We start from the raw sequence: 25,453 nt of genomic DNA, 5'->3' as shown, positions 1-25,453 counted from the left end.
GTGACGCGGACAGGCCGACCGGCACCGAGGCGCACCGGGTTCGAGGACGTGCTGCCCCTTTCGCCGTTGCAGGAAGGGCTGTTGTTCCACGCCTTGTACGACGGCGAGGGCGAGGACGTCTACACCTGCCAGTTCATGATGGATCTGTCCGGACCGCTGGACGCCGGCCGTATGCGTGAGGCCCTGGCCGGCCTGCTGCGCCGGCACGCCAACCTCAGGGCCGGATTCCGGATGGTGCGGTCGGGCAAGCCGGTGCAGTTCATTCCGGCCGGAGCCGACACACCCCGGTGGCGGGAGTCCGACATCAGCGGCCTGGACGGACAGGAGCACGACGCCGAACTCGACCGTCTTGCCGACGACGAGCGTGCCGAGCGGTTCGACCTGGGCCGGCCGCCGCTGCTGCGCGCCCTGCTCATCCGCCGTGACGAGCACCTCCACCGACTGGTGATCACCCATCACCACATCCTGCTCGACGGCTGGTCGATGCCCGTGCTGCTGCGGGAACTCTTCGAGTTCTACGCGGGCCACGAGCACCGGCTGCCTCCCGTCACGCCCTACCGGCGCTACCTGGAGTGGCTGGCGGCCCAGGACCGTTCCGTGACCGAGGACGTCTGGCGGCGCGAGCTGGACGGCGTGACCGAGCCCACGACACTGGCCCCGGTGCCGCCACCCCGTGAACCGCGGATGCCGGAACGTGTGGAGAACACGTTGTCCGCCGAGCTCAGCGCGGACGTGCGGCGGCTCGCCACCCGCCACTCCGTGACCCTGAACACGGTGGTGCAGCTCAGCTGGGCCGTGCTGCTGGAGAGACTCACCGGGCGCGACGACGTCGTGTTCGGTACGACCGTCTCCGGCCGCCCCGCGGACGTGCCCGGCGTCGAGTCGATGGTGGGGCTCTTCATCAACACCGTGCCGGTCCGTGTCCGGCTGGACGGCTCGCAGACCTGGGCCGACTCGCTGGTCCGGCTGCAGCACGCCCAGTCGGAGCTGGCCGCCCACCAGTATCTGGGCCTCAGCGACATCCAGGCCCTCGCGGGAGCGGGGCACCTCTTCGACACGGCGATGCTGGTCCAGAACTACCCGGTGGGTCCCGGCACGTCCGCGGAGCTGCCCTTGGGACTGCGACTGGCCGGTGGCAAGGCCCGCGACGCCACCCACTATCCCCTGACGCTCGTCGTGTCGACCGCGGCGGAGGGACGGCTGCACCTGCGCCTGGACTTCCGCCCCGACTGTTTCGACCGCGCGGCCGCCGAGTCGGTGCTGCGGCGCCTGCTGCGGCTGCTGGAAGGAGCGGTGTCCGGCCCCGGCCGGCCGCTCGACGAGACCGGCATCCTGGACGCGGACGAGCGGGAGCAACTGCTGACCCGCTGGAACGACACCGCGCGGGAGGTGCCCGCAGCTCTGTCGGCCGAGTCGTTCGCCGAACAGGCGGCCCGCACCCCCGAGGCGACCGCCGTGATCGCGGGTGACGCCACCGTCTCCTACGCGGATCTGAACGCGCGCGTCAATGGTCTGGCGCGGGTACTGGGGGAGCACGGTGTCGGGCCGGAGTCCGTGGTGGCCGTCGCCGTTCCTCGCTCCGTCGACACTGTCGTCGCCATGCTGGCGGTGTCCCGGACCGGCGCGGCGTTCCTCCCCGTGGATGTCGGCTTCCCCGCGGACCGTATCGCGTTCATGCTGGCGGACGCCTGTCCCGCGGTGATGGTGACGACCGGGGACACGCTCGCGGGGCTTCCGGACGAAGGACGGCAAACGCCGGTGGTCCTGGTGGACCGGACGCCCGCGGACGCCGAGGACTGGACCGGACGGCGGAACGTAGCCGCCGAGCATCCCGCGTACGTTCTTTACACGTCCGGATCGACGGGCCGCCCCAAGGGCGTGGTGATCTCTCACGGCGCTCTGCGGAACTTCCTGGGCTCGATGCGGGAGGACGTGCCGCTGACTGCTGCCGACCGCTGGCTGGCCGTGACGACGTTCGGATTCGACATCTCCCTGCTGGAGGTGTTTCTGCCCCTGCTGTCCGGGGCGGCGGTGGTGCTCGCCGAGCGTGATGAAGCACGTGACCCGGCCGCGCTGTCCCGTCTGCTGACGTCGCATGCCGTGACGGTGATGCAGGCGACGCCCAGCATGTGGCGCGAGGTGGTGGGGCAACTGCCCTCTCTTGTGCCGGATCTGCGGGTACTGGTCGGGGGCGAGGCGCTGGACGCCGCACTGGCCGGTGCGCTCACCGGGTCCGGGGCATCGGTGCTGAACATGTACGGCCCGACCGAGACGACCATTTGGTCCACCAGTGCCCGCGTCGGGCCGTCGGGTGAGACGCCGATCGGGCGTCCGCTGGCGAACACGCAGGTGTATGTGCTGGATGCGGCTCTGCGGCCCGTCCCGGCCGGTGTGGCCGGTGAGTTGTACATCGCGGGTGAGGGGGTGGCTCGTGGGTATCTGGGGCGTTCGGCCCTGACGGCTGAGCGTTTTGTGGCTTGTCCGTTCGGTGGTGCGGGGGCGCGGATGTATCGCACCGGGGACGTGGTGCGGTGGCGTGCGGATGGTGTGCTGGAGTTCGTGGGGCGGGCGGATGCCCAGGTGAAGGTGCGGGGTTTCCGGATCGAGCTGGGTGAGGTCGAGGCCGTGCTGGCCGCACACCCCGATGTGGGTCAGGCCGTGGCGGTGGTGCGGGAGGACGTGCCCGGCGACCGGCGGCTGGTGGGGTATGTGGTGCCGGCCGTGGACGCGGTGGTCGATGTCGCGGCGGTGCGTGCCCATGCGGGGTCGGTGGTGCCGGAGTACATGGTTCCGTCCGCGGTGGTGGTGCTGGACGCGTTGCCGTTGACGCCGAACGGGAAGCTGGACCGGCGGGCGTTGCCGGCGCCGGAGGTGTCGGCGGGCACCGGACGCGGACCCAGGACACCGCAGGAGGAGATCCTGTGCGGGCTGTTCGCCGAGGTGCTCGGTGTGGGCCGGGTCGGGATCGATGACAGCTTCTTCGATCTCGGTGGTCATTCCCTGCTCGCCACGCGGCTGGTGTCGCGGGTGCGGTCGGCGCTGGGAGTGGAGCTGCCGGTGCGTGCGTTGTTCGAGGCGCCCACCGTGGCGGGTCTGGCGCGGCAGTTGCGGGCGGCGTCGTCCGCGCGTCCGCCGCTGACCCGGCGTACCCGCCCCGACGTCCTGCCCCTGTCGTACGCGCAGCGCCGCCTGTGGTTCATCAACCAGCTGGACACCACGGCCCACCTGTACAACATCTCCCTCTCGCTGCGGCTGCGGGGCGAGCTGGACCGGGCGGCGCTGGAGGAGGCGCTGGCCGATGTGGTCGCCCGGCACGAGAGCCTGCGCACCGTGTTCCCCGAGACCGAGGGGCAGCCGTACCAGGTCGTACTCGACCCCGCCACCGGCGGGAAGAACGTCCTGCGGACGGAGGGGACCACCGAGGAACGAGTCGGCGACGCGGTCGCGGCGGCCGCCCGAAAGGGTTTCGACGTCAGGAACGACATCCCGCTCCGCGTCACCCTGCTTCGGACGGGCCCGGCGGAGCACGTCCTGGTGCTGGTACTGCATCACATCGCGGGTGACGCGTGGTCGCTGGGTCCGTTGGCTGCGGACCTGGGGGCCGCGTACGCGGCGCGGTGCCGTGGCGAAGCCCCTGGCTGGGCGCCGCTGCCGGTGCAGTACGCGGACTACACGCTCTGGCAGCGCGAGGTCCTGGGCGAGGCGGGTGACGCGGACAGCGAGCTGTCCCGGCAACTCGCCTACTGGAAGAAGACGCTGGAAGACCTGCCGGAGGAGCTGGAGCTGCCCCGGGACCGGCCGCGCCCCGCCGACGGGACGCACCGCGGCAGCCGTGTCCGATTCGCGCTCGACGCCGGACTGCACCGCCGACTGCTGCAGCTCTCCCGGCGCAGCGGCGCGAGCCTGTTCATGGTGCTCCAGGCGGGGCTCGCCGCCCTGCTGACCCGGCTGGGCGCGGGCACCGACATCCCCATCGGCACTCCGATCGCCGGACGGTCCGACGACGCCCTCGAGGAACTGATCGGCTTCTTCGTCAACGAACTGGTGCTGCGCACCGACACCTCGGGCGACCCGACCTTCCGGGAACTGCTGGGGCGCGTACGGGAGACCGACCTCGACGCCTACGCCCACCAGGACGTGCCCTTCGAGCGGCTGGTGGAGGAGCTGAACCCCGCCCGTTCCCTGGCCCGCCACCCGCTGTTCCAGGTCTGCCTGGCCCTGCAGAACGTGGGCCGGGCCGAAGCCGTTCTGCCCGGGATCGACATCACGACGGAGCCCAAGGAGAGCGACCTGGCACGGTTCGACCTGTCGTTCGCGCTGAGCGAGCGTCACACCGATGACGGGCAGCCCGGCGGACTCGACGCCCAAGCCGACTACTCGACGGACCTGTTCGACCAGTCGACGGTTGAGGCGCTGGTCGCGCGCTTCGTCAGGCTGCTGGAGGCGGTCACGGCCGATCCGGACAACTCGATCGGCGATGTCGACATCCTGACGGCCGAGGAGCGGGACCATCTGCTGGCCGCCGGGAGAGGCGCCGCGAGAACCCGCCCGGCCGACCTGCTCCTGCCGGTGATGGTCGAGGCGCAGGTGAAGCTGACACCGGATCGACCGGCCGTGGTGTCGGGGGACGAGCAGCTGTCGTACGAGGAGCTCAACGCGCGGGCCAACCGGTTGGCACGGCTGCTTCTCCAGCGGGGTGCGGGGCCGGAGTCGCTGGTGGCGCTGGCCGTACCGCCGTCGCCGGACATGGTGGTGGCGGTCCTCGCCGTACTGAAGTCGGGGGCGGCCTACCTGCCGATCGATCTCGACTATCCGGCCGAGCGGGTGGCGCATATGCTGGCCGACGCCGCTCCGGTGCTGGTGGCCACAGTGCGGGACGCGGTCGCGCAACTGCCCGCGACCACGGGGCAGCCGGTGCTGGTGCTGGACGACACGGACGTCGTCGCGGACCTCGCCGGCCGGGAGCCGCGGAACCTGGACGAGAACGAGCGGACCCTGCGGCCGGGGCAGCCCGCCTACGTCATCTACACGTCCGGATCGACCGGAACCCCGAAGGGTGTCACCGTCCAACACGGCAGCCTGGCGGACTACGTGGCGACCGCGGCCGAGGAGTACCAGGGCGTGACGGGACAGGTGCTGCTGCACTCGTCCGTCTCGTTCGACACCACGGTGACCTCGCTGCACGTTCCCCTGACGACCGGAGGCCGTGTCCGCGTCGGCCGGCTCACCCACGGCGGCCCGCACGATGCGCTCACCTTGCTGAAGGTGACGCCCAGCCACCTGGACATGCTGGCGCCTGCGCGTGGTCAGGCGCCGAGTACCGTCCGGGACCTTCTGATCGCCGGTGAGGCGCTGACGTCCCAGGCGGTCGAGCCATGGCGTGCGGCTCATCCGTCGTCGACCGTCTTCAACGTCTACGGGCCCACCGAGACGGCGGTCAGCGCCGTCCAGCACCGGATCGACCCCGGAGCCCCGCTGCCGTCGGGCGGGGTGCCGATCGGCCGTCCGCTGGCGAACACACGGGTGTACGTGCTGAACGCGCGGCTCGGTCTGGTGCCGACCGGTGTGGTCGGTGAGCTGTACATCGCGGGTGAGGGGGTGGCTCGTGGGTATCTGGGGCGTTCGGGGCTGACGGCTGAGCGTTTTGTGGCTTGTCCGTTCGGTGGTGCGGGGGCGCGGATGTATCGCACCGGGGATCTGGTGCGGTGGCGTGCGGATGGTGTGCTGGAGTTCGTGGGGCGGGCGGATGCCCAGGTGAAGGTGCGGGGTTTCCGGATCGAGCTGGGTGAGGTCGAGGCCGTGCTGGCCGCACACCCCGATGTGGGTCAGGCCGTGGCGGTGGTGCGGGAGGACGTGCCGGGCGACCGGCGGCTGGTGGGGTATGTCGTACCGGCCGTGGACGCGGTGGTCGACGAGGGTGTGGTGCGCCGGTCGGTGGCGTCGGCGGTGCCGGAGTACATGGTGCCGTCCGCGGTGGTGGTGCTCGACGCGTTGCCGTTGACGCCGAACGGGAAGCTGGACCGGCGGGCGCTGCCGGCGCCGGAGGTGTCGGCGGGCACCGGACGCGGACCCAGGACACCGCAGGAGGAGATCCTGTGCGGGCTGTTCGCCGAAGTGCTCGGTGTGGGCCGGGTGGGGATCGACGACAACTTCTTCGAACTCGGCGGCCACTCCCTCCTCGCCACCCGGCTGCTCAGCCGCATCCGGTCCGTGCTCTCGGCACAACCCGGGATCCGGGCACTCTTCGAGGCACCGACCGTCGCCGGGCTCGCCGCCCGCCTGGACAAGAACGCCGCCACCCGCCCCGGTCCCGTCCCGGCCCCCCGGCCGGAGCACATGCCGCTGTCGTACGCGCAGCGCCGCCTGTGGTTCATCAACCAGCTCGACACCACCGCGGCCGCCTACAACATCCCGCTGGTGCTGCGGCTGCGGGGCGAGCTGGACCGGGCGGCGCTGGAGGAGGCGCTGGCCGACGTGGTCGCCCGGCACGAGAGCCTGCGCACCGTGTTCCCCGAGACCGACGGAGAACCGTGGCAGCAGGTGCTCGCTCCGCGGCACGCCACGATCGACCTGCCCGTACTCGAGGTGGACGCGCGGAACACGGACGAGGTGATCGCCGATCTCGCCGGTCAAGGGTACGACCTGACGCGGGACCTCCCCCTGCGGGCATGGCTGCTGAGGCTCGGCCCGGCCGAGCATGTCCTGGTGGGGCTGCTGCATCACATCGCGGGTGACGCGTGGTCGCTGGGTCCGCTGGCTGCGGACCTGGGGGCCGCGTACGCGGCGCGGTGCCGTGGCGAAGCCCCTGGCTGGGCGCCGCTGCCGGTGCAGTACGCGGACTACACGCTCTGGCAGCGCGAGGTCCTGGGCGAGGCGGGTGACGCGGACAGCGAGCTGTCCCGGCAACTCGCCTACTGGAAGGAGACGCTGGAAGACCTGCCGGAGGAGCTGGAGCTGCCCCGGGACCGGCCGCGCCCCGCCGAGGGGGCGCACCGGGGAGCGAGACTGCCGTTCTCGATCGACTCCCATCTGCACCGCCAGTTGCAGGCGCTGGCCACCAGGACCGGCACCAGCCTGTTCATGGTGCTGCAGGCGGGGCTCGCCGCACTGCTGACCCGGATGGGTGCGGGCACCGACATCCCTGTCGGCGCGCCGATCGCCGGGCGCACCGACAACGCCCTCGACCGCCTGGTGGGACTGTTCCTCAACACCCTGGTCCTGCGCACCGACACGGCCGGTGACCCGACCTTCCGGGAACTGCTGGGGCGCGTGCGGGAGACCGATCTGGGTGCCTACGCGAACCAGGACGTGCCGTTCGAGCGGCTGGTGGAGGAGCTGAGTCCCGCCCGCTCGGTGTCCCGCCACCCGCTGTTCCAGGTCTGCCTGGCCCTGCACAACACCGATCAGGCGACCCTCGACCTGCCGGGGCTCGGGGTGTCCGCGGAACCCGGCGGGCAGGGACGATGGGCCAAGTTCGACCTCTCCTTCGCCCTGACCGAGCGCCGTTCCGTGGCCGGCGGCCCGGACGGCCTCGACGGTCTCGTCGAGTACGCGACAGCCATGTTCGACCGGGAGACCGTCGAGACGCTGAGTATCCGCCTGGTGCGTCTGCTGACGGCGGTCGCCACGGACCCGGACGTCCCGATCGGCCGGATCGATGTCCTGGGCACCGCCGAGCGACGCCGTCTCCTGGTGCAGTGGAACGACACCGCGCGGGAGGTGCCCGCGGCGGTGCTGCAGGAGGCGTTCGAGCACCGGGCGGCCATGACACCGGGCGCCCTCGCGTTGATCTTCAAGGGCGAACGGCTGGACTACCAGCAGCTGAACGAACGTGCGAACCAGCTCGCCAGGCACCTGGTCGGCCTGGGCGCCGGCCCCGAGCGGCTGGTGGCCGTCGCCCTGCCGCGGTCCACCGAACTGGTCGTGGCCCTGCTGGCGATTCTGAAGTCGGGAGCGGGCTACGTGCCCCTCGACCCGGACTACCCCGCCGACCGCATCGCCTACCTGCTCCAGGACGCGCGACCGGCCCTGACCGTCACCGACAGCACGACCGCGGCCCAGCTCTCCGAGGCGCTCGGTGACACGAAGACGCTGCTCATCGACCAGCCGGAGACCCTGACGACCCTGCAGACACTTCCCACGGGGAACGTCACGGACGCCGAACGCGCCGGAGTGCTCTCTCCCCGGCACCCGGCCTACGTCATCTACACCTCCGGCTCCACCGGTCGGCCCAAGGGTGTCGCCGTCCCGCACTCCGCCGTCGACAACCGGCTGCGCTGGATGCAGGCCGAGTACGGGCTCGATCCCGGCGACCGTGTGCTCCAGAAGACACCGAGCGGGTTCGATGTTTCGGTGTGGGAGCTGTTCTGGCCGTTGCGCGAGGGCGCCACGCTGGTCGTTGCCGATCCGGGCGGGCACCAGGACCCGGCGTATCTGGCCCGGACCATCCGCGAACAGGAGGTCGACGTCTGCCACTTCGTGCCGTCGATGCTCCGGAGCTTCCTGGCGGCACCGGAGGCCGCGGGCTGCGAGCAGGCTCTCAAGCGGGTGTTCTCCAGTGGCGAGGCCCTGCCGCGGGAGACCGCCGAGGAGTTCCACGGGGTGCTGCCCGGGGTGTCGCTGCACAACCTCTACGGCCCGACCGAGGCGGCCGTGGAGGTGACATACCACCCCTGCGAGCCCGGCGCGTCGGGGCCGGTGCCGATCGGCCGGCCGGTGTGGAACACACAGGTGTACGTCATGGACGCGGCGCTGGAGCCGTGCCCGGCCGGCGTGCCCGGAGAGCTGTACCTCGCCGGCGTGCAGCTGGCGTACGGCTACCTCGGCCGCGCGGCCCTGACGGCTGAGCGTTTTGTGGCTTGTCCGTTCGGTGGTGCGGGAGCGCGGATGTATCGCACCGGGGACGTGGTGCGGTGGCGTGCGGATGGTGTGCTGGAGTTCGTGGGGCGGGCGGATGCCCAGGTGAAGGTGCGGGGTTTCCGGATCGAGCTGGGTGAGGTCGAGGCCGTGCTGGCCGCACACCCCGGTGTGGGTCAGGCCGTGGCGGTGGTGCGGGAGGATGTGCCGGGCGATCGGCGGCTGGTGGGGTATGTGGTGCCGGCCGTGGGCGCGGTGGTCGATGTCGCGGCGGTGCGTGCCGATGCGGGGTCGGTGGTGCCGGAGTACATGGTTCCGTCCGCGGTGGTGGTGCTGGACGCGTTGCCGTTGACGCCGAACGGGAAGCTGGACCGGCGGGCGTTGCCGGCGCCGGAGGTGTCGGCGGGCACCGGACGCGGGCCCAGGACACCGCAGGAGGAGATCCTGTGCGGGCTGTTCGCCGAGGTGCTCGGTGTGGGCCGGGTCGGGATCGATGACAGCTTCTTCGATCTCGGTGGTCATTCCCTGCTCGCCACGCGGCTGGTGTCGCGGGTGCGGTCGGCGCTGGGAGTGGAGCTGCCGGTGCGTGCGTTGTTCGAGGCGCCCACCGTGGCGGGTCTGGCGCGGCAGTTGCGGGCGGCGTCGTCCGCGCGTCCGCCGCTGACCCGGCGTACCCGCCCCGACGTCCTGCCCCTGTCGTTGCCGCAGCGTCGGCTCTGGGCCCTCCAGCGGCTGGAGGAAAGGGGAGCGCTGTACAGCCTGCCCCTGGTGACCCGGCTGCGGGGCGAGCTGGACCGGGCGGCGCTGGAGGAGGCGCTGGCCGACGTGGTCGCCCGGCACGAGAGCCTGCGCACCGTGTTCCCCGAGCTCGACGGAGAGCCGCGCCAGATGGTCCTCGACCCGCGGCAGGCCCGTCCGCGGCTGCACGTGGTCGAAGCCGCCGAGGCCGACGTGGACGATGTCCTCGCCGCCATGCGGTCGGAGGGATTCTCACTGGAGACGGACCCGCCGCTGCGTGTCACCCTGCTGGTGCGCTCCCCCGACGAGCATGTCCTGGTGGGGCTGCTGCATCACATCGCGGGTGACGGGTGGTCGCTGGGTCCGCTGGCTGCGGACCTGGGGGCCGCGTACGCGGCGCGGTGCCGTGGCGAAGCCCCTGGCTGGGCGCCGCTGCCGGTGCAGTACGCGGACTACACGCTCTGGCAGCGCGAGGTCCTGGGCGAGGCGGGTGACGCGGACAGTGAGCTGTCCCGTCAACTCGCCTACTGGAAGAAGGCACTGGCCGGTATCCCCGACCGCCTCGCCCTGCCCGCGGACTTCCCGCGGCCCGCCGAGCAGAGCCACCGCGGGGGCATGGTGTCCTTCGAACTGCCGGAGGACCTGCACGAAGGCCTGGAGGCCCTGGCCAAGTCCACCGGCTCGACACTGTTCATGGTGTTCCAGGCGGCGCTGGCGGCGCTGCTGACCCGGTCGGGTGCGGGCACGGACATTCCGATCGGGGCTCCGATCGCCGGTCGTACCGATGACGCGCTGGAGGATCTGGTCGGGTTCTTCGTCAACACGCTGGTGCTGCGTACCGACACCTCGGGCGATCCGACCTTCCGTGAGCTGCTGGCCCGGGTCCGGGAGACCGACCTCGCCGCCTACGCCCACCAGGACGTGCCGTTCGAGCGCGTGGTGGACGCGGTCAACCCCACCAGGTCGCTGGCACACCATCCGCTGTTCCAGGTGCTGCTGACACTCAACTCGTTCGCCCGTCCCGAGCCCGTGGCGGGTGGCCTGACCACCGAGCGCGTGACCGACGGCCCGCTGCCGGCGGGACCGGACGGGGCGAAGTTCGACCTGATCGTACGGCTGTCGGAGCGGCGTTCCGCGGACGGGAACGGTCTGTCGGGCGTCGCGGGATCCATCGCCTACGCGGAGGACCTGTTCGACCGGTCGACGGTGCGGGGCATGGCGGCGTGTTTTGTGCGGTTGCTGGAGGCCGCCGTCGCCGATCCGCTGCAGAGGGTCGCGGAGTTGGCCATGGTGGGTGAGTCGGAGCGGCGAGAGCTGCTGGCCGCGTCGACCGGTCCCTCGCAGGTGACGACGGATGCCCTGGTGCACGAACTGTTCGAAGCCCGGGTGGCCGCTCAGCCCGGCGCTCCGGCGGTGGAGCACGGTGGCACCGTCGTGACCTACACGGAGCTCAACGCGCGGGCGAACCGTTTGGCGCGGCTGCTGGTGGAGCGGGGTGCGGGTCCCGAGTCGCTGGTGGCGCTGGCCGTGCCGCGGTCGGTGGAGATGGTGGTGGCAGTGCTCGCCGTGCTGAAGTCGGGGGCGGCGTACCTGCCGATCGACACCGAGTACCCGGCGAAGCGCATCGCCCACGTGCTCTCGGACGCCCGCCCGGCGCTGATCGTGACGGTGGCGGACATGCGGGAGCGGCTGCCCGGTGATGTCGCGGATCGGCTGATACCGCTGGACTGCGCCGAGACCCTGGTGCAACTGGCGCGCTGCTCGGACACCGACCTGGCTCCGCACGAGCTGACGGCCCGGCCGACCGGCCGTACACCGGCATACGTGATCTACACCTCCGGGTCGACAGGCAGACCCAAGGGGGTCGTCGTGGAGCACCGCGGCATTCCCAACCTCGTCCTCGCCCGGATCGGTCCCTACGGGATGGGGCCCGGCAGCCGTGCCCTGCAGTTCGCCTCGCTCGGCTTCGACGCCGCGGTCTCCGAGATCTGTACTCCGCTCGTGTCGGGCGCCTGTCTCGTCCTCGGCCCGGCCGACATGCTCGCCGAAGTGGCCGAGCTGCCCGATCTGCTGGGCGGGCTCGGTGTGACGCATGCGACGCTGCCTCCGGCCGTGCTCGAACAACTGCCGGTGAACAGCCTTCCGGGGGTGCGCACACTGGTGATCGCCGGCGAGGCGGCGGCGCCGGGCGTGGTGGCGAGGTGGGCGTCGGGTCGGCGGATGTTCAACGCCTACGGGCCGACGGAGACGACGGTGTCGTGCACGATGGCGGGGCCGCTCCCGGCCCGGGACGGTGTGCCGCCGGTCGGCCGTCCGCTGCCGAACGTGCGGACGTACGTGCTCGACGACCGGCTGCGACCGGCGCCGCGCGGAGTGCCGGGCGAGCTGTACGTGGCGGGCGCCGGTGTGGCCCGGGGGTATCTCGGGCAGCCCTCGCTCACCGCGGCACGATTCGTGGCCGACCCGTTCGGTCCGCCCGGAGCCAGGATGTACCGCACGGGGGACGTTGTCCGCCTGCGGCACGACGGTGAGCTCGAGTACCTCGCACGCTCCGACAACCAGGTGAACATCCGGGGCTTCCGCATCGAGCTTGGTGAGGTGGAGGCGGCCCTGGCCGCCGCGCCCGGTGTCGCGCACGGAGTCGTGGTGCTGCGCGAGGACCGTCCCGGCATCCGTCAGCTGGTGGGATACCTGGTGGCCTCCGCGAGCGCGCCCCCTGACCTCACAGCGGTACGCACACACGTGCGATCCGTCCTGCCCTCCCACATGGTGCCCTCGGCGCTGGTGGTGCTCGATGCCCTCCCGCTGACGGTGAACGGGAAGGTGGACAGGGCCGTGCTGCCCGCACCCGTGGCGCCGGCGACCGCGCACCCCTCGCCCATGCCCACCCACGCAGACCCGGAGCACATACTCCGCCGGCTGATCGGAGAGGTACTCGGGCTCGGACGCGTCGGGGCCGACGACAACTTCTTCGCCCTCGGCGGCGACAGCATCAACGCCATCCAGCTGGTCGGCCGTGCCCGAGACGCCGGACTCGTGTTCACGCCGCGCGACATCTTCCGCCATCAGACCGTCGCCGAACTCGTGCCGGTGGTCCGGACGACCTCGGCACGGACACCCGCCACCGCGGACGACGGCACGGGCGCCGTCCCGGCCACTCCCATCGTGCGCTGGCTGTACCAGTTGGACGGGCCGTACCAGGGGCTGAACCAGTCCGCACTGCTGCGGGTGCCGCCCGCGCTGGGCGAGGACCGGCTCATGCGCGCCGTCCAGGCCGTGCTCGACCACCACGACATCCTGCGGTCCCGGCTGGTGAGTGCCGCGCCAGGACTGCCCTGGAGCCTCGACGTCCGCCCCCGAGGCAGTGCCGACGCACGCGTGTGCGTCACTCGGGTCGAACTGCCCGCGACGGCGGACGACACCGACCCCGCGGTCACGGACGCCGTGGCCGAACACGGCGAGGCCGCGCGCCGCGGGCTGGACCCGGACAACGGCCGCATGGTCCAGGTCGTCTGGTTCGACCGCGGTCCCGCAGCCCCGGGCCTGCTGCTGATCGTCGCCCATCACCTGGTCGTGGACGGGGTGTCCTGGCGCATCCTGCTCCCCGATCTCGCCGTGGCCTGGCAGGCCGCGGCACAGGGAGACCAGGCACCGCTCGCACCGGTGGCTACCTCGTTCCGCCGCTGGGCCCGGACACTCGTCGCCGAGGCGCAGAGCCCCGAGCGCCTTGCCGAGCTCCCCCTGTGGCGCGGGATTCTTGAGAAACCCGAACCGCCGCTCGGGTCGAGTCCGTTGGACCCGGCCCGGGACACACGCGAGACAGCTGTCAACCTCACGGACGTTCTCTCCGCCGCCGACACCTCGGCACTGCTCACGGCGGTGCCGGCACGGTTCGGTACCCGGATCAACGAGGTGCTGCTGGCCGGTCTGGCACTGGCCGTCCCACGATGGCGGCGGCCCCAGGCTCCCGCCCGTGACCAGGACGGCGACCACTCGGTCCTGGTCACGATGGAGGGACACGGCCGTGAGGAGATCGAGGAGGGCGTCGACCTGACCCGCACGGTCGGCTGGTTCACCAGCCGCTTCCCGGTACGGCTGGACGCGGGCCCGATCGCCCCGGACACCGGCATCACCGGGAGCAGGGTGTGCGCCGACGCGCTGAAGCGGGTCAAGGAGCAACTGCGGGAGCTCCCGGACAACGGGCTGGGCTACGGCCTGCTGCGCCACCTCCACCCCGACACCGGCGCGCTCCTCGCCGGGCTCCCCGGCCCACAGATCGGTTTCAACTACCTGGGCCGGGCCGGCATGGGCACCGGGGACCCCTCCTTGGGGGACGGGCCGGTCCCCGGCTGGTCGAGCGCTTCTGATCTCAAGGTGTCGCTGCGCTCCTCCGATCCCGCGCTGCCGTTCGCGCACCCTCTGGAGATCACCGCTGTCACCCGTGACCACCCGGACGGGCCGCGCCTGCACGTGACCTGTTCCTGGCCCGACGCCCTCTTCGACGAGGACGAGATCCGGGAACTGCTGGACCGGTGGTTCGAGGCCCTGGCCGCACTGGCCCGTACGGGGCGGGAGACGGACTCCGGCAGCTGTCCCGAGCTCAGCCCGGCGGATCTGACCCTTTCGGGAGTGACGCAGGAGGAGATCGACGCGCTGGAGGCGCGACCGGCCGGCCTGGCCGACGTCTGGCCGCTGACTCCCCTTCAGGAAGGGATGGTCTACCACTCCCTGGAGGCGGACGCCGGACCCGACGTCTACCACATCCAGCTGGCACTGGACCTGGAAGGAACGCTCGACACCACGGCCCTGCGCGCCGCCGGCCAGGCCCTGCTGGAGCGCCACCCCAATCTGCGGGTGGCCTTCTGGAACCGGCCCTCGGGACAGACGGTGCAGTGCGTACCCCGCTCGGTACGACTGAACTGGGAGGAAGCCGATCTGTCCGGCCTCGGTGAAACCGAGGCCCGCACCCGCGCCGACGACCTCACCCAGCAGTCGCGCACACGGCGGTTCGTGCTCGACGTGCCCCCGCTGATGAGGTTCCTGCTCATCCGGTACGGCGGCGACCGGTACCGCCTGGTGATGACGATGCATCACACGCTGCTGGACGGCTGGTCGATGCCGCTGCTGCTCCAGGAACTCATCGCCCTGTACGACAAGGGCGGTGACGGAGCGTCGCTCGCGGACCCCGTCCCGTTCCGGGACTACCTGCGCTGGCTGTCCGCATGGGACCGCCAGGCCGCAGAGCGGGCGTGGAGCACCGTGCTGGAGGGGGTGGAGGAACCGACGCTCCTGGCCGGAGACCGTTCCCGTTCCCGAGCGGCGCTGCCGGAGCGGATCGTGCACGATCTGTCCCCCGAACTCGTCGCGGCCCTGAGCGCACGGGCGGCGCAGGCCGGCGTCACCCTCAACACGGTGATGCAGACGGCCTGGGCGCTCCTTCTGGGCCGCCGGCTCGGCAGTGGCGACGTGCTCTTCGGAACCACGGTCTCCGGACGTCCGCCGCAGTTCCCGGGTGCGGACCGGATGATCGGCTTTCTGATCAACACCGTGCCGGTACGGGTCCGGATCGATCCGTTCGAAAGCTGGACGCGGGCGCTCACCCGGATCCAGGACGAGTGGGCGTCCCTCAGCGACCATCACTATCTGAGCCTGGCCGCCATCCAGCGGCTCACCGGACTGCGCACGCTGTTCGACACGGTGCTCGTCTTCGAGAACTACCCCCTGCCCGCCGACGGCGCCCGTGCCTCACAGGGGCTGCGCTCCACCGCCGTCCAGGGCCGGGACGCCTCGCACTATCCGCTGCTCCTCGCCGTAGCGGCACGGGACGGAAGGATACGGCTGCGGATCGACTACCGGCCCGACCTCATCGGTGAGCGGACGGCGGACGAGGTACTGGCGGAGTTCACCGCCCTGCTGGAGTCCGTCGCCGCCGATCCCTCCCAGGCAGTGGGCCGTGTCCGGCCGACCGGCCCGGACAGCGGACACCGGCGGACCGCGGTGGCGCCCGTGCTCTGCGGACAGGACGCCGGCGCCGCCGCTCCCGGCACCGTTCACGAACGGCTCGCCCTGCGGGCCGCGGCGACCCCGGACGCCGTGGCCCTCTCCTCGGGCCGGACCCGTCTGACCATCCGGGAGCTGGACGAACGGGCCACCGCGCTCGCGGCGCTGCTGCTCGATTCGGGTGTCTCGCCCGAGGACCGGGTCGGGATCCTGCTGGACCGCTCCCCGGACCTGATGGTGTCGGCACTGGCCGTACTGAAGGCGGGCGCCGCCTATGTGATGCTGGACCCCGCGCACCCCGAACTCCGGCTGCGGGCGCTCCTGGCCGATGCCGGGGCTCCGGTGCTGCTGACCGACTCGGGCAGGGCGTCCGCCTGGGCGGCCGTGCCGGACGGCCCGGCGTGCGTGGTCGCCGTCGACACCGATGTCCGCCCCGGCGGGCCCGTCCGCACCGACGTGCCGGTCGCCGTCGCGGCCGACCAACTGGCGTGCGTGATCTACACCTCCGGCTCCACGGGAACCGCCAAGGGCGTCGCCCTCACCCACCGCGACATCGTGGACCTGGCGGACGAACCGACCTGGCGCGACATGTCAGGGGAGCGGATGCTGTTCCACTCCCCGCAGGCCTGGGACGCCTCGATGCTGGAGTTGTGGATTCCGCTGCTCAACCAGGGCGAGGGGGTGATCGCACCACCGGGAAGGACGGACCTGGCCCGCCTCGCCGAGCTCCTGGTGGAGGAGAGGATCACCAGGCTGTGGCTGTCCGCCGGCCTCTTCCGGGTGCTCGCCGAGGAGGACCCGGCCTGCTTCGCCGGACTTCGCGAGCTGTGGACCGGAGGCGATGTGGTCCCGGCCGACGCGGTGCGCAAGGTGCGCCGTGCCGCGCCCGGCACCGTCGTGGTGAACGGCTACGGTCCCACCGAGACCACGGTGTTCGCCACGCACCACATCATGCGCCCGGGAGACGCGGTGCCGGACACCGTGCCGATCGGTGTGCCTCTCGCGGGCAACCGGGTGTACGTCCTGTCGGCGGGGCTGGACCCGGCTCCGGTCGGTGTGCCCGGTGAGATGTATGTGGCCGGCGCCGGGCTTGCCCGCGGCTACGACAACGCCGCCGCGATGACCGCGCAGGTCTTCGTCGCCGATCCGTTCGGCCCGCCCGGCTCCAGGATGTATCGCACCGGGGACCTCGGGCGGCTCCGCCCGGACGGCACGCTCGAGTTCCTCGGCCGCACCGACCACCAGGTCAAACTCCGCGGGTTCCGGATCGAGCCCGGCGAGGTCGAGGCGGCACTCGCCCGCTTCCCTGGGGTCGCCCAAGCGGTCGCCCTGGTCCGGGAGGACCCGACCGGAGAGAAGCGGCTGTACGGCTACGTGGTCATGGGTCCCGGCAGGCCCGCACCGGAGCCCGGCGCACTGCACGACCACATGGCGGCCCTCGTGCCGGAGCACATGGTCCCCCACGTGTTCCTCACCCTGGACACGCTGCCGCTGACCGCGCACGGCAAGCTCGACCGGGCGGCCCTGCCGTCGCCCGAGGTGGCGGCGGGCACCGGACGCGGGCCCAGGACACCGCAGGAGGAACTCCTGTGCGGGCTGTTCGCCGAGACCCTGAGCCTTCCCGAGGTCGGCATCGACGACAACTTCTTCACCCGCGGCGGAGACTCGCTGCTGGCGGCGCGGCTGGTCAGCCGCATCCGGGCACTGTTCGGCGTGCCGCTGGGTGTCCAGGAGCTGTTCCGGGCACCGACCGTCACCGGCATGGCGGCGGCCCTGGAACACGGGGCCGGCCCCGGCACGGACAACGCGCTGGGCGTGCTGCTGCCTCTGCGAGCCGGCGGCAGCCGACCGCCGGTGTTCTGCTTCCACGCCGCCGGCGGACTCAGCTGGCGTTACACGGGCCTGCTGCGGCACCTTCCGCCCGACCGGCCGCTGTACGGCCTGCAGGCGCGCGTCCTGCAGACGCCCGACCACCGGCCCGCGGACATCGACGAGATGGCCGCGGACTACCTGACAGAGATCCGCGCGGTCCAGCCGACCGGGCCGTACCACCTCGTCGGCTGGTCGCTGGGCGGACTGGTCGCCCAGGCGGCCGCCGTACAGCTGCAGGAGGCCGGCGAGGAGGTCGCGCTCCTCGCCGTGCTCGACTCCTACCCCGCCGCCGACGGAGTGGCGGCACCCGTTCCCGCCGAGCACCAGCTCCTGGCCGGGCTCCTCGAGGCCATCGGCACCGGTGACGGAGACAGCGGGCCCGAGGGCGCGGGGACCCGACCTGAGCCGACCCGGGAGACGGCGGCGGAACTGCTGAGGGGACACGGCGGCCCGCTGGCGCCGCTGCTGGCCGACCGGCTGGACTCCCTGGCCACCGCCTACCGGACCGCAGTCGAGCTGCGGGGGCGCTTCGCCCCCCGCGTCTTCAGGGGCTCGCTGCTGCTCTTCGTCGCGGGGGAGGACGCCGATCAGGCAGAGCGGAAGGCCGCTCGCTGGCACCCCTATGTCGACGGATCCGTGGTGGCGCACGCGGTGGCAGGACGCCACGAGGACATGCTGACGCCCGGCCCGCTGGCCGTGATCGGCGAAGCACTGGCCCACCGGCTGGAACGATCACCTGATTCCGGTCGGCGCGACCAAGAAAAGAGCGACAGCTGAAAAGCCGTTGCAGAGAACAAAGTCGAAGAGAACAAAGTCGCACAGAGCAAAGGGGAAATATATGTCCAACCCGTTCGACAACCCGGAAGGCCGCTTTCTCGTCCTCGTGAACGACGAGGGGCAGCATTCGCTCTGGCCCAGCTTCGCCGAAGTTCCGGCGGGGTGGGAAGTGGCGCTTTCCGAGGACAGTCGGCAGGCATGCATGGAATACATCGAGGCGAATTGGACCGACATGCGGCCCAGGACTCTCGTCCGGCAGATGGAAAGCTGACGGCGGGCACAGCGCGGGGCGTGCCCGACGACACGCCCCGCACTGTCACCGTCGTGTGGGGGAACGCCTCTCGCGGTGAGCGGTACGCGGCCCACCGGGCCCTGATCCACACCGCGGCGGACATGACCGGCGGTCCCGCCCACGCCATCCGGCTCAGGCACCGGCCCGACGGCCGTCCCTTCCTGACCGGGCCGGCGAGCGGACTCCAGGTGAGCGTCAGCCACAGCACAGGGGTATTCGCCGTCGCGCTGAGCGCCTTCGCGCCGGTCGGGGTCGACGTGGAAACCGTCCGCTCCGTGCCGGCCGAGGCGCTCGCCCGGCGCTGGCTGGACGCGTCCGCCGCCGAAGCGGTCGCTCTCGCTCCACCGGCCGGCAGGACGGAGACGTTCTTCCTGCTGTGGACCCAGAAGGAGGCGGCAGGCAAGGCCCACGGGTCGGGCCTGCGACACGGCGGCCTCACCCGGAGGGTCGCCGCCCCTCCCGCCGCGGAGCACGGCAGCGGACCACCACCGGGCCGGCTGTCCCTCACCGCACTTCCGGGAGCCCCGCACACGAGCTGCGGGACGACGTCCGTCGGCTCCGGCCGGTACATCCTCGCCGTCGCGGTCCTGGCTGCCCCCACCGGCCTGGTCGGTGTCGAGCTGCGGACCGCCACGGAACGACAACACTAAGGAGGACAGCAGGTGGCGGCCTCGGTCACCGTTGCCGACGAGCAGGCCCGGGAGGGCTGGCCGCGTCGCCTGAGCCGGTACTGCCTGCGGCACCGCGGCACCCTGACGACCGCGGTCCTCGCCGCGTGCGGCGGCAGTGTGGTGGCTGCGGTCGTGCCCTGGGTGACCAAGGTGATCGTCGACGACGTCATCGTGCGGCAGACCCGCGAAGCGGCTCCCTGGACGGCACTGTTCCTGGTCGCGGCCGTGGTCGCGTACGCCCTGGCGTATCTGCGCCGCCTGTGCGCGGGCAAGCTCGCGGCCGACGTACAGCACGACATGCGGACGGAGATGTTCCGCTCGTTGACGCGCCTGGACGCCGGGCAGCGGGACGCACTCGGGCCGGGCCATCTCGCCAGCCGGCTGACCAGCGACATGAACATGGTGTTCGGACTGCTCTCCAACATGCCGCTGGCCCTCGCGAACATCATGGCCGCACTGGCGTCGGTCGTCATGATGACGCTGCTCTCCCCGGCACTGACGCTGGTGGCGCTTGCTGTGCTTCCCGTCCTGTGGTTCGTCTCCCGGCGCAGCAGAAGCCTCATCGGCCCCGCCGCCCGGCAGGTGCAGCGGGAGGTCGCGGCCGTCGCCGGGATCGTGGAGAGCTCCATCGCCGGCATCCGCGTGGTCAAGGCGTTCGGCCAGGAACAGCGGGAGATGGACCGGCTGACCCGGGCCGGTACCCGGCTGTTCGCACGCCGGCTGCGCGCGGTCCGGCTGAACGCCCGTTTCAACCCCGCGCTGCAGGCCGTTCCCGCGCTGGGACAGATCGGCATCCTGGGCTTCGGCGGCTGGCTGGCCACCCGCGGGCAGCTCAGCCTGGGTACGTTCCTGTCCTTCTTCACCTACCTCACCACTCTCGCCGGTTCGCTGCGCATGCTGTCGTCGTTCCTGCTCGTGGGCCAGCAGTCCGGAGCGGGCATCGAGCGCGTACTGGAATGGACCGACGCCACGGCCTCCATGACCGAGGGGACCGTACGGCTGCCGCCCGGCCCTCCACCCGCCGTGGAGTTCGACCACGTCACCTTCGGGTACAAAGCCGGGCGCGCCGTGCTGAACGATGTCTGCCTGCGCATCGCGCCGGGCGAGACCGTCGCTGTCGTCGGCCCGCCCGGCGCGGGCAAATCCGCCCTCGCCCAGCTCCCGCTGCGCTTCCACGACGTCAGCGGCGGGACCGTACGCGTCGACGGGTACGACGTCCGTGACCTCACCTTCCACTCGCTGCGCGGTGCCGTCGGATTCGTCCCCGAGGAGACCCTGTTGTTCTCCGGCACCATCCGGGACAACATCGCGTTCGGGCGTCCGGACGCCGATGACGCCGAGATCCGTTCCGCGGCCCGGACCGCCTGGGCGGACGGGTTCATCGAGGCACTGCCGCACGGCTACGACACGCGTGTCGGCGAACGCGGTCTGACCCTCTCCGGCGGCCAGCGCCAGCGCGTCGCACTCGCCCGCGCGCTGCTCAACCGCCCCCGGCTGCTGATCCTGGACGACGCCACGTCCGCGGTGGACGCCCGGGTCGAGGCGCATGTCCACGAGGGCCTGCGCGAGGTCATGAAAGGGTGTACGACCCTGATCGTCGCCCGCCGGGCATCCACCCTCGCCCTGGCCGACCGCGTCGCCGTACTCGACGCGGGCGGTCTGCTCGACAGCGGCACGCACGACGAACTCCGGCAGCGCTGCCCGCTGTATCGCGACATCCTGCGGGAAGCCGACCGCGACCCGGACACCGCACGGGCCGTGGCGCCGGCGGCCGGGCCCGGACGGCGCTCCGCCAAGCCGCCGCCCACCGTGGCGGGGGACAGGACGCACGACGGGACGCACATCGAGGAGGACCCCCGAGTCGACGCGGTGGCCCAGGCCCGGGAACCGGCGGGTGAGTTCGGGCTGCGCGACCTGCTGCGCGGGTTCCGGCTCCCGCTCGCCTGGGGGCTGGCACTTGTCGTCGGAGGAACCTGCGCGGGGCTGACCCTGCCCTTTGTGCTCCGGCGCGGCGTCGAGGGCGGCGTACAGGGCATGGCGACCAGTACGGTGTGGGCCGCCTGTTGTGCCGCACTGGCCGTCATCGCGGCGCAGTGGGCCGCACAGCACGGGGCGATCAGGGTGCTGGGGCGCACCGGCGAGCGGATTCTGTACGCGCTGCGGGTACGTGTCTTCGCCCATCTGCACCGCCTGGGGCTGGACCACTACGAACGTGAGGCGGCAGGCCGGACCCTGACCCGGATGACCACGGACGTCGACTCCCTGTCGGCCTTCCTGCAGACCGGACTGGTGCGTCTGATGGTCAGTCTGCTGACGCTGGCGGGTGTCCTGGTCGCGCTGCTCGTCGCCGACGCCCGGCTCCTGCTGGTCCTCCTGGCGGCGTTGCCGCCCCTGCTGGTGGCGACCCTGCTGTTCCGCGGGAAGTCGGCGCGGACCTATGAGCAGGCCAGGCACACCACCGCCGTCGTGACGGCCACCTTCCAGGAGCACATGGCGGGCATGCGTCTGGTCCAGGCGTTCCGCCGCGAGGAGACCAGCGCACTGCGGCTGGCCCGGGAGAGCGACGATCACCGAAGGGCACGTACGAGAAGCCAGTTCCTGACGGCCCTGTACTTCCCCGGCATCCAGTTCGCCGCGTCCGTGGTCACCGCCCTGGTCCTCGTCGTCGGCGGACAGCGGGTGACCGAGGGCACCATGGCAGTCGGCACCCTGGTGGCCTACCTGCTGTATCTCAACCTGTTCTTCACCCCGCTGCAGGAGATCTCCCAGCTCTTCGACGGCTACCAGATGGCGCGGGTCTCCCTCACCGCCATCCGGGGTTTCCTCCAGATCCCCCCGGGCACACCGCAGCCGGCCGCCCCGCGCGCGGTGGAACAGGTGCGCGGCGACATCCGCTTCGAGGACGTGTATCACCGCTACGACAGCGCCACGCAGGCCCTCAGCGGCATAGACCTGCATATCCGGCCGGGCGAGAGAGTCGCCTTCGTCGGCGAGACGGGGGCCGGCAAATCCACCCTGGTCAAACTGCTGGCCCGTTTCCAGGACCCGACCCGCGGAACCATCCTCGTCGACGGCACCGACATCCGCCTACTGGACCTCAGAGCGTTCCGGCGGCGCCTGGGCATCGTGCCCCAGGAGCCGTACCTCTTCCAGGGAACCGTGCGTGACGCCATCGCCTACGGGCGGCCCGGGGCGAGCGACGACGAGGTGGTCGCGGCGGCCCGGCAGGTGGGAGCCCACGACATGATCGCCGGGCTCGACTTGGGCTACCGGCACCCGGTCACCGAAGGCGGCCACAACCTCTCCTCCGGCCAGCGGCAGCTGATCGCACTGGCCAGAGCCGAACTGGTCCGGCCCGACGTCCTCCTGCTCGACGAGGCCACCGCCGCCCTGGACTCAACGAGTGAGTCCCTGGTGAACCGGGCCGCCCTGACCCACGGTGGCACCCGCCGGACGACGCTGATCGTCGCGCACCGGCTCAGCGTGGCCGCGCGGGCCGACCGGGTGGTCGTACTGCACGACGGCCGGGTGTGCGAGGACGGGACCCACGAGGAACTGCTGGCGCTCGGCGGCGTGTACGCCCGGCTCTGGCAGGCGTACGACGGACCGTCCGCGAACACGGAATTCCGACGGTCTTCGCCGGTTCTGGAAGAGTGATGCGGCAGCTTTCTCGGGACAGGAGAGGCAGATGTGTGTCCAGGGCAGGTTCAGCCTGCTCCAGTGGGGGCGTGGATATTATCCACAGGTGCTTTTGAGGGATGCCCAGTGGGTTCCCGGTGCTTTTCGGAGAGAACCCACCGGAGCGTGGGTGAGGAAGAATTCGCCCTTTTTGGAAACTGATTCCTGCGCGAACCCGAATGAGGGAAGGACTGGGTCATGACGAATTCCCCGGCCGAGAGGTCAGTCATCTCCCAGCGGTCGGCCGGAGTGGCGGACAGCGGTCTGACCGAGGTGTTCATGCTGGCGCGGTCCCTCGACGCCGTCGACCTGGCGATCGGCACCCCCGGCCATCCCGAGGCTCCTGCGGACATGATCGAAGAGGCGGCCCGCGCCATGCGCGCCGGGCACAACCAGTACGAACACCCCATGGGCGACGCGCTGCTGCGCCGCCGCATCGCCGAATCGCTGAGCGCCGTCACCGACCCCGACACCGAGATCACCATCACCGCCGGCGCCACCGAGGCTCTCTACATCGCCCTGCTGGCGAGCGTCGACCCCGGTGACGAGGTCGTCCTGTTCACCCCGGGCTTCGACCAGTTCGCCGCCGCGATCAGGCTGGTGGGCGCCGTCCCCCGGTACGTGCCGCTCCACGCGCCCGAATGGCGCTTCGATCCCGCGGACCTGGCCGCCGCCTTCGGCCCCAGGACCCGGGCCATCCTGCTCAACACGCCGAGCAACCCGACAGGCAGGGTCCTCACCCGCGAAGAGCTCGATGTCATCGCCGAGTTGTGTGAGCGGTGGAACGTCACCGCCATCTGCGACGAGGTGTACAGCAACTTCGTCTTCGACGGCCGCCGGCATGTCTCGGTGGCCGACGTCCCCGGCCTCGCCGAGCGCAGCGTGGTCGTCGGCTCGCTGTCCAAGAGCCATGCGGTGAGCGGCTGGCGGCTCGGCTTCCTGCGCGCCGACCCCGTGCGCACCGGGGCGTTCCGCCGCGTGCACACACTGACCACACTCGGCACCGCGGCTCCGTTGCAGGTGGCCGCCGGGCGGGCCGACTGGGCGGACCAGAAGGAAGCGTCGGCGCAGATGGAGCGTCGGCGTGATCTCACCCAGGACATCTTCTCCCGCGTGGGCATGAAGTTCGCTCCCGTCGAGGGAGGCGTCTTCCTGTTCGCGGACATCAGCCCGATCACCGGGGGCCGCACGGACAGCCTGACGTTCGTCCGGGAACTGCTGGACCGCAGCGGTGTGCTGCTGACTCCCGGATTCCCCTTCTTCTCCGGCCCGGACCTCGGAGCGCAGTACGTCCGTGTCGCGTTCAACCGGCGCACGGAGACCCTACGTGAGGCCGAGCGCCGGCTCATGGCCGCCTGAACGCCGACTACCTCGGGGAGCACACGCATGGCACACGTCACCGGCGCCTGGCCGGGGCCCCTCCCGGACTTCCTGCGGCAGTCCGGGGACCAGGGCGTCGTACCGGTCGTCACCCCGACCGGGGACAAGCTCTGGCTCGTGTGCCACCACGCCCTTGCCCGGCAGGTGCTGAGCGACAGAAGGTTCAGCCGAGCCGAGGCGGTGAAACCGCACGCCCCGCAGGCCAACGACGCACAGCCGGCTCCCGACTCCATGATGAGCATGGACGGAACGGATCACGCCCGGCTGCGGCGCGTCGTGTCCGGCGCGTTCTCCACCGGGCGGGTCGCGGGCATGGCGCCGTACATCGAGCAGCTGACCGACCGGCACCTGGACACCGTCGCCGCGCTCGGGCCGGGGACCGATCTGATCAGCGAACTCGCCAACCCCCTCCCCCTGCAGGTCCTGTGCTCCCTGCTGGGTGTTCCGCCCGAGGACAGCCATCAGTTCCGGGGCTGGGTCGAGGTGCTCTTCGACATCAGTGCCAGCACCCCGCAGGTGAAGGCCCGGCGCCGCCTGGAACTCGCCGCCTACATGGCGGACCTGATCGCGCACAAGCGCCGACAGCCCGCGGACGATCTGCTCACCTCCATGATCGGGGCGCACGACCGCGGCGAGTTGTCCATGGCGGAACTGCTCACGCTGGGCCTGACCCTGCTGATGGCCGGCTACGAGACCACGGTCGGCCAGATCGGACTGTCGGTCCTGCACCTGCTGACCCAGCCGGGCGCGTACGAGGAACTGCGCGGCAACCCGGACCGGCTGGCCCCCACGGTCGAGGAACTCCTGCGTCTCACCCCGGCCACCCCGCTCAGCTTCACGCGTGTCGCCACCGAGACCGTACCGCTCGGGGACGTCACCGTGCAGGCCGGAGAGGGCGTCATGGTCTCGTTGCTGCACGGGAACCGGGACGCCCGAACCTTCACGGAACCAGGGCAACTGGCCGTCGAGGGCCGGGACGCGGTCCACCTCACCTTCGGACACGGTGTGCACCGCTGCCTCGGCGCACCGCTGGCCAGGCTCCAGTTGCGGATCGTGCTGGACCGGCTGTCGCAGCGGTTCCCGACGCTGCGCCTTGCTTCCGGGCCGAACCCGTTCGCCTGGAAGGACGGACAGGGCACCCGCGGGCTCTCCCGGTTGCTCGTGGACTGGTAGGGCCCCGGCGACGGCC

Annotated in this window: 6 protein-coding genes; all 6 read left to right on the top strand. The window is 71.6% G+C overall.

Annotated features, from left to right (window positions below):
* On the top strand, nucleotides 1-18,243 hold the full coding sequence (locus ACZ44S_RS08670; protein ID WP_466926020.1) for a non-ribosomal peptide synthase/polyketide synthase: 18,243 nt from the start codon (nucleotides 1-3) through the stop codon (nucleotides 18,241-18,243).
* A gap of 61 nt (nucleotides 18,244-18,304) precedes the next feature.
* Entirely contained in the window at nucleotides 18,305-18,514 is a 210-nt protein-coding gene (locus ACZ44S_RS08665; RefSeq protein ID WP_466926017.1) for an MbtH family protein, read from the top strand.
* Nucleotides 18,515-18,534: 20 nt separating this feature from the next.
* On the top strand, nucleotides 18,535-19,185 hold the full coding sequence (locus ACZ44S_RS08660; RefSeq protein WP_466926015.1) for a 4'-phosphopantetheinyl transferase family protein: 651 nt from the start codon (nucleotides 18,535-18,537) through the stop codon (nucleotides 19,183-19,185).
* Nucleotides 19,186-19,197: 12 nt separating this feature from the next.
* Complete coding sequence (locus ACZ44S_RS08655) at nucleotides 19,198-22,863, top strand: ABC transporter ATP-binding protein (protein ID WP_466926014.1); 3,666 nt, start codon at nucleotides 19,198-19,200, stop codon at nucleotides 22,861-22,863.
* Between the two features lie 219 nt (nucleotides 22,864-23,082).
* Nucleotides 23,083-24,243 carry a pyridoxal phosphate-dependent aminotransferase gene (locus tag ACZ44S_RS08650; RefSeq protein WP_466926011.1) on the top strand — a complete coding sequence of 387 codons (1,161 nt, stop codon included), beginning with the start codon at nucleotides 23,083-23,085 and terminating at the stop codon, nucleotides 24,241-24,243.
* A 27-nt stretch (nucleotides 24,244-24,270) separates the two neighbouring features.
* Nucleotides 24,271-25,437, top strand: a complete 1,167-nt coding sequence (locus ACZ44S_RS08645; protein WP_466926008.1) for a cytochrome P450 — start codon at nucleotides 24,271-24,273, stop codon at nucleotides 25,435-25,437.
* The last annotated feature ends 16 nt before the right edge of the window (nucleotides 25,438-25,453 follow it).

This window comes from Streptomyces malachitofuscus, from assembly GCF_055571035.1.
The sequence above is the reverse complement of the archived record's forward strand: the minus strand, read 5'-3'. Positions and strand labels throughout refer to the sequence as shown.

Bases quoted from the DNA above. Each gene is read 5' to 3' on its own strand.
- ACZ44S_RS08665 (WP_466926017.1), top strand. From the start codon at position 18,305: ATGTCCAACCCGTTCGACAACCCGGAAGGCCGCTTTCTCGTCCTCGTG.
- ACZ44S_RS08650 (WP_466926011.1), top strand. From the start codon at position 23,083: ATGACGAATTCCCCGGCCGAGAGGTCAGTCATCTCCCAGCGGTCGGCC.
- ACZ44S_RS08645 (WP_466926008.1), top strand. From the start codon at position 24,271: ATGGCACACGTCACCGGCGCCTGGCCGGGGCCCCTCCCGGACTTCCTG.